Annotated in this window: 8 protein-coding genes; 5 read left to right on the plus strand and 3 right to left on the minus strand. The window is 69.7% G+C overall.

Features of this window, described 5'->3' with window-relative positions; genetic code table 11:
• Positions 1-189: 189 nt before the first annotated feature.
• The 3 genes from QMX80_RS15630 to QMX80_RS15640 all read right to left on the minus strand — a co-directional run bounded on the left by QMX80_RS15630 (position 190) and on the right by QMX80_RS15640 (position 3,648).
• Entirely contained in the window at positions 190-2,025 is a 1,836-nt protein-coding gene (locus tag QMX80_RS15630; protein WP_282278030.1) for a M56 family metallopeptidase, read from the minus strand.
• Between the two features lie 3 nt (positions 2,026-2,028).
• Positions 2,029-2,415, minus strand: a complete 387-nt coding sequence (locus QMX80_RS15635) for a BlaI/MecI/CopY family transcriptional regulator (protein ID WP_055765645.1) — start codon at positions 2,413-2,415, stop codon at positions 2,029-2,031.
• A 117-nt stretch (positions 2,416-2,532) separates the two neighbouring features.
• Positions 2,533-3,648, minus strand: a complete 1,116-nt coding sequence (locus QMX80_RS15640) for a saccharopine dehydrogenase NADP-binding domain-containing protein (RefSeq protein ID WP_282278036.1) — start codon at positions 3,646-3,648, stop codon at positions 2,533-2,535.
• A 121-nt stretch (positions 3,649-3,769) separates the two neighbouring features.
• On the opposite strand from QMX80_RS15640, the gene QMX80_RS15645 reads away from it, so the two are divergent.
• The 5 genes from QMX80_RS15645 (at position 3,770) to QMX80_RS15665 (ending at position 12,002) form a co-directional block, all read left to right on the plus strand.
• Positions 3,770-4,090 carry a hypothetical protein gene (locus QMX80_RS15645; RefSeq protein ID WP_055765641.1) on the plus strand — a complete coding sequence of 107 codons (321 nt, stop codon included), beginning with the start codon at positions 3,770-3,772 and terminating at the stop codon, positions 4,088-4,090.
• Positions 4,091-4,204: 114 nt separating this feature from the next.
• A complete protein-coding gene (locus tag QMX80_RS15650) occupies positions 4,205-4,588 on the plus strand; it encodes an I78 family peptidase inhibitor (protein WP_152984242.1) in 384 nt (127 codons plus the stop codon).
• Between the two features lie 223 nt (positions 4,589-4,811).
• A complete protein-coding gene (gene gltB / locus QMX80_RS15655) occupies positions 4,812-9,266 on the plus strand; it encodes a glutamate synthase large subunit (RefSeq protein WP_282278039.1) in 4,455 nt (1,484 codons plus the stop codon).
• A 131-nt stretch (positions 9,267-9,397) separates the two neighbouring features.
• The gene (locus QMX80_RS15660; protein ID WP_282278041.1) at positions 9,398-10,843 is read left to right on the plus strand and encodes an FAD-dependent oxidoreductase; all 1,446 of its coding nucleotides are present in this window, start codon (positions 9,398-9,400) and stop codon (positions 10,841-10,843) included.
• 283 nt (positions 10,844-11,126) lie between these two features.
• Positions 11,127-12,002 carry a methylglyoxal synthase gene (locus QMX80_RS15665; protein WP_282278043.1) on the plus strand — a complete coding sequence of 292 codons (876 nt, stop codon included), beginning with the start codon at positions 11,127-11,129 and terminating at the stop codon, positions 12,000-12,002.
• Positions 12,003-12,030: the final 28 nt, after the last annotated feature.

Below are 12,030 nucleotides of genomic sequence, written 5' to 3' on the forward strand. Positions count from 1 at the left end.
CCACCCCGACATGGCCCATGTAGAGCGGGGCAACGCCTCGCTGGAGCCTTCCCGACAAAGCCCCTCGCCGGGCGTCGCCCGGCGCTACAGACCACCACGGCATGACCCATGTAGAGCGGGGCAACGCCCCGCTGGAGCCTTCCCGACAGAGCCCGCATCCAGCGTCGCAAGGCGCCGCCGAGGCGGCGATCAACCGCGGATCGGCTGCGCCAGGCCGTCGCGGATGGCCTGCTGGATCAGGCGCTCGGCCTCGCGCTGGGCACGCGCACTGGCGTCGGCCTGCTGGCGGCCAAGCTCGGCCTGCTGCTTGCCCAGTTCCGCCTGCCGGCGCGCCAGATCCCGCATTTCCTCGCGTATGGCCGGCCTGTCCATTTCAGCCCGGACTTTTTCAGCCTCGCGGCGCGCGGTTTCGATCTGCTCGCGCATCTGCGCATCGTTGCCTTGACGATGCGCAGCCAACGCCAGCTCGGCCTGGCGCGCGGCCAGCTCACCGATACGGGAGCCGATTTCCCCCATGCGCTCGCCGATCTCTCCCTGGCGCTCGCCAAGCCTGCCCTGGTGTTCGCCGATCCGGCCCTGTTCCTCGCCCAGGCGCGTGCTTTCGGCGAAGGCCTGTTCGAAGCGCGACAGCAGGCCGGCATCGCGCACCACATAGGCATTGCCATCGCGGCGCAGCAGCAGCACGCCATTGCCATCGTCCAGCCGGCGCGCCTGCTGCAGGTCGGCGATGGAGCCGTTCATGATGTTGTGGTCGTCCTTCAGCAGCACATAGCCGTTGCTGCTCGGGCTCTGCGAAAGACGGATCACGCCATGGGTCGAGACCGGCGGTGCGGGAGGCGCAGGCGGGGCCGGGGGCGGGGCCGAAACGGCCGGCGGCGGCGCGGCGGGTGGAGCCGGCAGGGCCGGTGCGGCGCCCTTGGCCGAGATCACGGTGCGCACCACCGAGTGATCCGCCTTCGGTGCGGCAGGCGTCGCGGGTACGACGGGTACGGCCGGTGCCGCGGACACCGGCGGCGGCGCAGGCGGAGCCGGCGGTACCGGCATGGCGACCAGGCGCATCGGCAGCACGCCGACCAGGGCCACTGCGGCGACGATCAGGCCCGCGCCCACGCGCGGGAAGGAGGACGTGTTCTGCAGCATGAGCAGTCTCCGCTTGAGGCTGAGGAAGGTGGGCGAGGCGCTGGCGAGGCCGGCGCCGGGCCGGGGAGCGACGCCCAGCTGCAGCAGCAGGCGTCCGTAGTGCTGGCGGCAATGGCGGTCGCCGGCGACGACGGCGGCATCGACCGCCGCTTCGCGGGCAATCGCGTACTCGCGCGCCGCCAGATGCACCAGCGGGTGGAAGAAGAACAGGTGCTGCGAGAGTGCCGGCAGCAACCCCCACCACAGGTCGTGGCGCTGCAGGTGCACCAGTTCGTGGGTCAAGGCCATGTCCAGGTCGTCGTCGCCCATGCGCCGCAGGTTGCGCGCCGGCAGCAGCAGCACCGGCCGCCACGGGCCGACCAACTGCGGCGATTCGATGGCCGCGCTGAGCATCAGCCGCGGCGCGCGGCGCAGGCCGTGCGCTTCGGCCGCCAGCTGCAGCGCGGCATCCAGGCGATGGTCGTCGCAGGGAAGCGCCGTGCGCAGCAGCGCGCGGCTGGCGCGCCAGGCCGATGCGGTGCGCAGTGCCATCACCAGCACGCCGGCCAGCCACAGCGCCATCGCGACGTGCAGCCACGACCAGCCGCTTTCCAGCGGCAGCGGCGTCATCACCACCAGCGGGGCGGCAGCGGCCGGCACGGCCACGGCAGCCTGCGGCACCATCTGCAGCGCTTCGGGCGCCGGCAGCACCGGCAGTTCCAGCGGCGAGGCCCACAGCAGGCCCAGTACCGCCTGCAATGCCACCAGCCACCACAGCCCGCACTGGGTCGCGGCCGGCAGGCGCCGCACGCAGCGGCACAGCAGCCAGACCAGTGCGGTCAGCAACACGGTCTGCACGCTGGTGGCGAGCAGGCGGTTGCCGAGCAGTTCGAGAACGGTATCCATGGCTCAGTCCTCCCGGCGCTGCGATTGCAGCCTGCTGACCAGCGCTTCCAGTTCGGCCAGCTCGTTGTCGCTGACCTCGGCCTTTTCCGACATCCACGCCACGAACGGCGAGATCGAGCCCTGCAGGGTCTTCTCGACGAAGCTGCCGACCGCGCTGTTCACCACGTCCTGCTGCTCGGCCGTGGACTGGTAGCGGTACACGCCCTCGTGCTGCTCGCGCTGCAGGTAGCCCTTGGTGCGCAGGCGTTCCATCATGGTCAGCACGGTGGAGCGGGCCAGCCCGCGCGCCTCGCCGAAGCCGGCGGCCACTTCACCGACGCTGGCCGGCTCGTTCTCCCCGATGTACTGCAGCAGGGCCAGTTCCTGGTCCCCGATGGTCTTGCGGCGCATGGTCGACTCCGTGACTACATTTGTCGCCACGGTAGTGCGTGACTACAAATGTAGTCAATAGCCCGGAAGGCATGCCGACCTCGCCCAGGCTGAACGCTTCAGGTTCCGGTGCCGCCCTCAGGACACGTGGCTGTCGATCCGCCAACGGGCGAATTCGTCCTCGAACGCGGCCAGGTCCAGCAGGCCAAGGCACGCATGCGCGCCCACCGGCAGCGGTTCGCCGCGCGCCAGCCGCCGGGCCAGCAGCACCGCGGCGAAGGTGGGAATCTCCGGTCCATGCAGCATCGGCGCGGTGAGGTCCCAGTACACGCGGTGGGCGACGCCACCGCGCTGGCCGCGCAGAGTCACGCGCATGCCGCCCAGGTCGGTACCGAAACGGTCGAACCAGCGCCCGGCATGGGCGAAGGCGCCGGCCAGCTTCGCCATCGGCAGCGGCAGGCCGTGGCGTCGCAACCAGGCCATGCCAGCCAGGCAGCGCGACAGCAGCGGCAGTTCCAGCGCGGCACGGAAGCGCACCGTCGACACGCCCGGATAGCGCTGCACCAGCAGGTCGTGGTCGGGCACGTCGCAGGGCGAGGCCAGGCGCGGCGCGATGCGTGCGAAGGTCACCGGCTGCGGATCTGCCCAGCCGATGGCGCGTTGCCAGCGTCCGTCGATCCAGCATTCGAACGGCTGCCCGCAGTACGACAGCACCGCGCGCACCGTGGCCATGCCCAGCGGCGTGGCCTGCGCCGGCGCGATCACGATGTCGATGGACTGCAGCAGGTCGAAACGGCCGCGTAGCGCATCGACCACCGCACTGGACAGCGCCGGCAGCGTGCTGGCGCCGCTGATCGCGCTGCACCCGTACCGGCGCGCGACCGCATCCAGCCGCGCGGGGAAGTCGCGCACGAAATCGCGGCCGTCGGCCAGGTCGATGTAGTGCATGCCGGCCTGCAGGCAGGCGTGCGCGACCTCGTAGCCCTGGCCCTGGAACGGACCGGCGGCGTGGATGACCAGATCGGCCTGGGTCTCGCGCAGGTCGCGGGCGAAGTCCGGATCGTCCACGTCCAGGCGCCGGCACTGGACCCGCGCCATGTCCACGCCGGGCAGGTTCGCCGCCGCCCGCTGCGGATGGCGCCCGGCGGCGATGACGGTGATGCCCGGCGTGGCGGCCAGAGCACGCACGATGCGCGCGCCGAAATGCCCGTAACCGCCCAGCACCACGATCCTGCAGCCTTCCTGTCGCGACATCGATCCACTCCGTGCGCCGATTACGCATTATCGGCGGTCATCGCCACCGTGGGCGCTTTCATCGTCCGCACACGGCCGCGGCGGCAGGCTCGGCGCGTCGCCCCTCGTCGTGGAGTCCCCCATGTACCGCAGCCCGATCCTTGCCGGCGCCGTCCTGATCGCCGCCACCGCATGCAGCAGCGCGCCGGTCGCCAGCGTCCAGCCCATCGACGGCGTCATCTCCGGCCAATGCCATACCGACAAGGTGATCGGTGCGGCCGGGCTGGCCGCTTCGCCGGGCACGATCGAGCGCGCGCGCGTGGACAGCGACAGCCTGCATGTGCAGACCGTCCGCGGCGATGCTCCGATGCCGCTCACGCCGGCGAGCGCCACCTCCGGCGGCGACCGTCTCACCATCGAGGTCGGGCGCAACAACGGCATCACCGCGCTGCGCTGCGGCTGAAACCGCGCCGTCGCGCGCGGCCGGGATGACGCGCTGCGACGGTACACACCGGAAACCAGGCGATATGCTTGAGGCGTCTTTCAATGCACTGGAGTTCCGATGCGAATCCCGTCGATGCCGCGCGCCCTGCGCCGCCCCGCCGCCCTGATCGCGGCCCTTTCGCTCGTGCTCGCGCTGGGCGCCTGCAAGGGCCCCACGCCGGAAGAGCAGGACCAGGCCCTGGACCAGGCCAAGCAGGCCGCCGATGCCGCCGCCACGCCGGACCAGGAGGTCGCCACCACGCCGCCGCCGGTGGGCACGTGCGACGCCAGCCAGGTCGAAGGCCTGGTCGGCCAGCCGTATAGCGAGGAACTGGCCGAGCAGGCCAGGCAGGATGCCGGCGCCGCCCAGGTGCGCATGCTCAAGCCCAACCAGCCCATCACCATGGAGTTCCTGGGCGAGCGCCTGAACATCGAAGTGGACGACAAGAACCTCGTCAGCGGCGTCCGCTGCGGCTGACGGAATCCTGCCCAAAGCCTTGTCCCGCAAGGCTTTGGTTGCTGTCGCAACCATGCGTTGCGGCACCGCAACAACTGTGGTCTAGTCGAGCGCATCCGGTGGCCTCAACGCTGCGCTCCAGTGACGGGCATGCCGTGCACGCGTCGACAACACGGCCGTGCACGGTGTGACGCGATGGACGAGGGAGAGGTGTCGCCGCTCACCCGCGCACCACGAGGCACAGATGACCCTCCGCAACCGCCAGGGGCTCTACGACCCGCAAGACGAACGCGACGCCTGCGGCTTCGGCATGGTCGCGCAGCTGGACGACCAGCCCTCCCGCCTCCTCGTCGATACCGCCATCGCCGCCCTGTCGCGCATGACCCACCGTGGCGGCGTCGCCGCCGACGGCCTCACCGGCGACGGCTGCGGCCTGCTGCTGCGGCGACCCACCGTGTTCCTGCGCCGGCTGGCCGAAGAGGCCGGGATCCGCATCGGTCCCAACTTCGCCGCCGGCGTGGTGTTCCTGCCCCACGACGCCGATGCCGCGCAGCGCTGCCGCGACGAACTCGATGCGCGGCTGCGCGAGGCCGGCTGCCAGCCGCGCGGCTGGCGCGTGGTACCCACCGACGCCAGCGTCTGCGGCGAACTGGCGCGCGCCACCCTGCCGCGGATCGAGCAGGTGTTCGTCGATGCCGACCCCAGCCAGGACGCCGCACAGTTCGCGCTGGCGCTGTTCCTGGCGCGGCGCCGCAGCGAACAGGCGCTGCGCGAGACGGCCGACTACTACGTCACCACCCTCAGCGCTGAGGCCATCAGCTACAAGGGCATGGTGCTGCCGGACAAGCTGGGCACCTTCTATCCCGACCTGCAGCGCCACGACCTGGCCTCCAGCGTGGTGGTGTTCCACCAGCGCTTCTCCACCAACACGATGCCGCGCTGGCCGCTGGCGCATCCGTTCCGGCTGCTCGCCCACAACGGCGAGATCAACACCATCGAAGGCAACCGCCACTGGGCGCAGGCGCGCAGCAAGGTGTGGAAGACGCCGAGGTTCGACATCGCCGAGTTCGACCCGGTGATCTCGATGCACGGCTCGGACTCGCAGAGCATGGACAACATGCTCGAACTGATGGTGGCCGGCGGCATGGAGCTGATCCAGGCGCTGCGCATCCTGGTGCCGCCTGCGACGCAGTCGCTGGAGTTCAAGGACGCCGACCTGGCCGCGTTCTACGAGTTCCATGGCCTGAACAGCGAGCCGTGGGACGGCCCGGCCGGCATCGTCGCCTGCGACGGCCGCTATGCCGCCTGCACCCTGGACCGCAACGGCCTGCGCCCGGCGCGCTGGATGCTGACCTCCGACCGCCACTTCCTGGTCGCCTCCGAGGCCGGCGTGTGGGAGGTGCCCACCGAGCGCGTCGTGCAGAAGGGCAAGCTCGGCCCGGGGCAGATGATGGCCATCGACCTCAGGCGCGGCGACCTGCTCGATTCGGACGCCATCGACCGCATCAACCGCGCGCGCGCGCCATACAAGCAGTGGCTGCACCAGGGCGTGACCTGGCTGCAGACCGAACTGATCGACCCTTCGCTGGCCGAAGAACCCTTCGACGAAGCGACGCTGTGCAGCTACCACAAGCTGTTCCAGCTCACCTCCGAGGAAGTGGAGCAGGTGCTGCGGCCGCTGGCCGAGACCGGGCAGGAAGCCACCGGCTCGATGGGCGACGACACGCCCATCGCCGTGCTCAGCCGCCAGACCCGGCCGTTGTACGACTACTTCCGGCAAGCGTTCGCGCAGGTCACCAACCCACCGATCGACCCGCTGCGCGAAGAGTGCGCGATGTCGCTGACCACCCAGCTCGGCAAGGAGACCAACATCTTCCACGCCGGCCCGGAGACGGTGAACCACGTCATCCTCAATTCACCGGTGCTGAGCCAGCGCAAGCTGCGCCAGCTGCTGAAGATGGAGCAGTACGTCGAGCGCAACCGCCTGATCGATTTGTCCTACAGCGTCGAGGAAGGCCTGAAGGCCGGCATCGAGCGCATCTGCGCGCAGTGCGAGCAGGCCGCGCGCGAGGGCGTGGTGATGCTGTTGCTGTCCGACCGCTATCCGGTCCCCGAGCGGCCGATGGTGCATGCGCTGCTGGCCACCAGCGCGGTGCATCACCATCTGTCGAAGTCGGGGCTGCGCTGCGACGTCAACCTGATCATCGAGACCGGCACCGCACGCGACGCGCACCACATGGCCTGCCTGCTCGGCTTCGGCGCCACCGCGGTGTACCCCTACCTGGCCTACCAGACGCTGTTCGACATGGGCCGGCGCGGCATCCTGCTGCTGAAGAAGGGCGGCGAGGTCTCGCAGATCGGCCGCAGTTATCGCAAGGGCATCTACAAGGGCCTGAGCAAGATCATCTCCAAGATGGGCATCTGCACCGTGGCCAGTTATCGCGGCGCGCAGCTGTTCGAGATCATCGGCCTGGACCCTGACGTGGTGCGGCTGTGCTTCCCCGACGCCACCGCGCGCATTGGCGGCGTCGGCCTGCCGCGCCTGGATAGCGAAGCGCGCGAACTCGCCGCGCGCGCGTGGAACGAGCTGGCCCCGGCCGAGGTCGGTGGCCTGCTCAAGTACGTGCACGACGGCGAGTACCACATGTACAACCCGGACGTGGTGCTGACCCTGCAGCGCGCCGCGCGCACCGGCAAGGCCGAGGACTGGCGCGCGTACAGGGACGCGGTGCATTCGCGGCCGGTATCGGCGCTGCGCGACCTGCTGCAGCTCAGGCCCGCTGCCACGCCGGTGCCGCTGGACGAGGTGGAGCCCGCCGAAGCGCTGTTCCACCGTTTCGACACCGCCGCCATCTCGCTCGGCGCGCTGTCGCCGGAAGCACATGAAGCGCTGGCGATTGCGATGAACCGCCTCGGCGGCCGTTCCAACTCCGGCGAAGGTGGCGAAGATCCCGCCCGCTACGGCACCGAGAAGCGTTCCAAGATCAAGCAGGTCGCGTCCGGCCGCTTTGGCGTCACCGCCGAATACCTAGTCAACGCCGAAGTGCTGCAGATCAAGGTCGCGCAGGGCGCCAAGCCCGGCGAGGGCGGCCAGCTACCCGGCCACAAGGTCAACGAACTGATCGCGCGGCTGCGCTACGCCAAGCCAGGCATTGGCCTGATCTCGCCGCCGCCGCACCATGACATCTATTCGATCGAAGACCTTGCACAGCTGATTTACGACCTGAAGCAGGTCAATCCGGATGCGCTGGTCTCGGTGAAGCTGGTGTCGCATGCCGGCGTCGGCACGATTGCCGCCGGCGTGGTCAAGGCCGGCGCCGACCTGATCACCGTCTCCGGCCATGACGGCGGTACCGGCGCTTCGCCGATCAGCTCGATCCGCTACGCCGGCGTGCCGTGGGAACTGGGCGTGGCCGAGTCGCACCAGGCGCTGGTCGGCAACGACCTGCGCGGCCGCACCCTCCTGCAGACCGACGGCGGCCTGAAGACCGGCCTGGACGTGGTCAAGGCGGCACTGCTGGGCGCGGACAGCTTCGGCTTCGGCACCGGCCCGATGATCGTGCTGGGCTGCAAGTACCTGCGCATCTGCCATCTCAACAACTGCGCCACTGGCGTGGCCACCCAGGACGAACGCCTGCGCGAAGGCTATTTCACCGGCCTGCCCGAGCGCGTGGAGAACTTCTTCCGGCTGCTGGCCGAGGAAGTGCGCGAATGGCTGTCCTACCTCGGGGCGCGTTCGCTGGATGAAATCGTCGGCCGCACCGACCTGCTTGAGCAACTGGATGTCTCGCCGCGCGAAGGCGTCAAGGTCGACCTGTCGCGGCTGCTCGCGCCGGCGCAGTACGAAGGCTCGCACTGCGCCGCGCAGCGCCTGTACCAGTCGCCGGACAGCCTGGTGACGCAGATGGACGGCCTGCTGGCCGACGCCATCGCGCACAAGCGCGGCGGCGAGCACCGCTTCCTGATCCACAATACCGACCGCTCGGTGGGCACGCGCCTGGCCGGCACCATCGCCCGCGCGCATGGCAACCACGGCATGGACGACGCACCGCTGAGCCTGCGTTTCCGCGGCACCGCCGGGCAGAGCTTCGGTGCGTTCAACGTCGGCGGCCTGAACCTGGAAGTGGAAGGCGAAGCCAACGACTACGTCGGCAAGGGCATGGCCGGCGGCCGGCTGGTGGTGCGGCCGCCGCGCGGCGCGCGCTTCGAGGCGCGCAACACCGCCATCGTCGGCAACACCTGCCTGTACGGCGCCACCGGCGGCGAGCTGTTCGCCGCCGGCCGCGCGGGCGAACGCTTCGGCGTGCGCAACTCCGGCGCGCTTGCGGTGATCGAGGGCGCCGGCGACCACTGCTGCGAGTACATGACCGACGGCATCGTCGCCGTGCTCGGCAAGGTCGGCCTGAACTTCGGCGCCGGCTTCACCGGCGGCCTGGCCTACGTGCTGGATATCGACCGCGATTTCGTGGACCGCTACAACCACGAGCTGATCGACATCCACCGCATCTCGGCCGAAGGCTTCGAGAACTACCGCCAGCACCTGCACACCCTGGTCGGCCGCCACCGCGAGCTGACCGGCAGCATCTGGGCGCAGCAGATCCTGGACGAGTTCCGCGACTACGTCGGCAAGTTCTGGCTGGTGAAACCCAAGGCCGCCAGCATCGAATCGCTGGCCGCCGCGCTGCGCAACGCCGCCTGACGCCGTAGCAGATCCACGCGGGAGCGGCTTCAGCCGCGATGCATTCCCCGGCAGAGCCCTCGCGGCTGAAGCCGCTCCTGTGCGAAGCCAGACCAGGCATCCACACCCGGATGCCACAGCCGAGATTCCCCATGAGCCGCAAGCAAGCCTTCCAGTTCCTCGATCTGCCACGCACCATGCCGCAGCGCATTCCGGTGGAACTGCGCACCTCCGGCGACTGGGGCGAGCTGTACGGCAAGTTCGACAAGGCCGACGCGCAGTACCAGGCCGGCCGCTGCCTGGACTGCGGCAACCCGTACTGCAGCTGGAAGTGCCCGGTGCACAACGCCATTCCGCAGTGGCTGCAGCTGGTGCAGGAAGATCGCATCCACGAAGCGGCGACGCTGTGCCATTCGACCAACCCGCTGCCGGAAGTCTGCGGCCGCGTCTGCCCGCAGGACCGTCTGTGTGAAGGCAGCTGCACGCTGGAAGAGTTCGGCGCGGTGACCATCGGTGCGGTGGAGAAGTACATCGTCGATACCGCACTGGCGACCGGCTGGAAGCCGGACCTGCACGCCGTGCAGCCCACCGGCAAGCGCGTGGCCATCGTCGGCGCCGGTCCTGCCGGGCTGGCCTGCGCGGATCGCCTCGCGCGCGCCGGCATTCAGGCGGTGGTCTTCGATCGCTACGAACGGATTGGCGGCCTGCTGCAGTTCGGCATCCCCAGCTTCAAGCTGGACAAGAGCGTCATCGATCGCCGCCGCGGGATCCTCGAAGGCATGGGCGTGGAATTCCGGCTGGGCGAGGAGATCGGCCGCGACATCACCATCGAGCAGCTGCAGGCGGATTTTGACGCCGTATTCCTCGGCACCGGCGCCTACCGCTACACCGATGGCGGCCTGATCGGCCAAGACCTCAAGAATGTGCTGCCGGCGTTGCCGTTCCTGGTGCAGAACAGCCGCATCGTTGGCGGCGACGATCCGCATGGCCGCCCGATCGCCGGCTGGGAAGACCAGATCGCCCTGCCCGACCTCAACGGCAAGCGCGTGGTCGTGCTGGGCGGCGGCGACACTGGCATGGACTGCGTGCGCAGCGCGATCCGCCTGGGCGCGGCGCGCGTGACCTGCGCCTACCGCCGCGACGAAGCCAACATGCCCGGCTCCGCGCGCGAAGTGGCCAATGCCCGCGAGGAGGGCGTGCGTTTCCTGTTCAACCGCCAGCCGCTGGCCATCGAAGCCGGCGCCGACGACGAAGTGATCGGCGTGACCGTGGTGGAGACGCGGCTGGGCGAACCCGACGCCAACGGCCGCCGCAACGCGGAACCGGTCGAAGGCAGCGAATCGCTGCTGGAAGCGGACGTGGTGATCATCGCCTTCGGTTTCTCGCCGACGCTGCCGGAGTGGCTGGCGTCGCAGGGTGTCGAAGCGACGGGCAATGGCCGCATCATCGCCGGCGGCTCCGGACGCCTGCCGTACCAGACGCACAACGCCCGGCTGTTCGCTGGCGGCGACGCGGTGCGCGGCGCGGATCTGGTGGTCACGGCAGTGGCCGAAGGTCGCGACGCCGCAGGCAGCATCATCAAGCTGCTGCTGCACTGAGCCGTGCCTTCTGCGGCTGCGCCCTCCAATACGACCTGCCTGCCACAGGCGCGATTGAAGATCCGGCTCCGCTGTAGCGAACCTGCTATGCGGCGAGCTCCTCTTCCTGGGGATGGAGCGGATCACGGCTTCACCCCGCTGAGACGCTCTTGCGCGGGCGCGGGAGTCCAGGAGCGACGGGTGTACGGCGAGTCGGATGCATGACTACGCATGTTCGGCTTCTCCAGGGCACCGTCATCTCCAACACTTAAACTCATTGCTCCCTAATTCCAGCGAGATACCCATGCGCATCGGCCTGGCCGCCAACCGCCTGCACCACGAACGTGCCGACGCCGCCCTGTTCCGCTGGCTGCGAGCCAGCGCCAATGGCATCCGCGAGCTTGGCGTCGAGCTGCACGCCGTCGGCCGTACCCATGACGCCATCGTCGCCGCCTTGCCGCCGGGCAGCCTGCCCGGCCTGAAACGCTATCCGAATGGCCGCGAGGGCGGATTGATGAAACTGGTCGCCGAGATCGTCGGCATGGGCTCGCCGGAACGCACGCTCGATGGCGCGATCTACCTGATCGACCCGGTGGACCCGTCGTCGGTATTCCCCGAAGCCATCGCGCTGAAGCGGCAATGCGTCATCCACGGCAAACCCTTCATCTCCACGGTCGCCAGCGCCCGCGACTGGGTCGAGATGGAGCGCATCCACGCCGGGCTTCCGGCCGATCCGGGTGCCGACGACCTGCACGACTTCGGCAGCCAGACGCTGGCGCTGATCGCACACGACGCCCGCAAGCCGCAGATGCTGGCCTTCGCCGCCGAGCATTTCGACGTGCTCTCGCAGTTCGGCCAGCGCATCGGCACCGGCACCACCGGTCAACGCCTCAACGAACTGGCCTGGAGCCGCGGCTGGCCCCGCGATCAGGAGTGGATCCACCGTTTCCAGAGCGGCCCGCTCGGTGGCGATGCGCAGATCGCCGACCGCGTACTGGAAGGGCGCTGCCAACGGGCGATCTTCTTCGAGGACCCCCACGTAGCGCGTCAGCACGAGGCGGACATCCAGCTGCTGGAGCGGGCGGTGACGACGGTGAGCGAGGAGGCGGTGTGCATCACGGCGCCGAACCTTGCCGCGCGCTGGGCGATTGCGGCCGGGCAACGGCGGCACCAGCGCTGATCTTGGGGGCGCGGTAAACAGCAACGGC

Origin of the sequence: Stenotrophomonas sp. PS02297 (genome assembly GCF_029959705.1) — a bacterium.
Taxonomy (GTDB): Bacteria; Pseudomonadota; Gammaproteobacteria; order Xanthomonadales; family Xanthomonadaceae; genus Stenotrophomonas; species Stenotrophomonas nitritireducens.